This window comes from Plantibacter sp. CFBP 8804, from assembly GCF_014841225.1.
GTDB classification, from domain to species: Bacteria; Actinomycetota; Actinomycetes; order Actinomycetales; family Microbacteriaceae; genus Plantibacter; species Plantibacter auratus.
Window position 1 is genome coordinate 1 of record NZ_JACYTU010000041.1, and the last position, 588, is coordinate 588.

2 rRNA genes are annotated in these 588 nt (G+C 53.2%); both read right to left on the minus strand.

The features are described 5' to 3' along the window. Positions 1–56: 56 nt before the first annotated feature. Positions 57–173, minus strand: a 5S ribosomal RNA gene (gene rrf / locus IFU11_RS19960). 136 nt (positions 174–309) lie between these two features. Then, a 23S ribosomal RNA gene (locus IFU11_RS19965) occupies positions 310–588 on the minus strand; the annotation flags it as partial.

The following is a 588-nucleotide window of genomic DNA, read 5'->3' on the forward strand; positions in this document are numbered from 1 at the left end:
GCGTGTTAACGCAAAATGGCCACCCAAGAACCTTGGGTGGCCATTTCAACGAAGAAGTCCGGCGGTGTCCTACTCTCCCACAGGGTCCCCCCTGCAGTACCATCGGCGCAAAGAGTCTTAGCTTCCGGGTTCGGAATGTGACCGGGCGTTTCCCTCTCGCTATGGCCGCCGAAACACTATTGATGTATCAAAGTGAACAAGCAAACCAACACGCTGTGCGAACACAGTGGTGTTGTTTGCGGGTTCTCGACCGTACATCGAGAACCACTCAGTGGACGCGTAGCATCTTCGTATTCAAACAAAGAAAGTGTTATCAAATTATCGGCTTATTAGTACCGGTCAGCTCCGAGAGTCTTTCGTCCTCTCTTCCACATCCGGCCTATCAACCCAGTAGTCTGGCTGGGAGCCTCTCGCCCGAAGGCATGGAAATCTCATCTTAAGGCCGGCTTCCCGCTTAGATGCTTTCAGCGGTTATCCATCCCGAACGTAGCTAATCAGCGGTGCTCCTGGCGGAACAACTGACACACCAGAGGTTCGTCCAACCCGGTCCTCTCGTACTAGGGTCAGATCCTTTCAAATTTCCTGCGC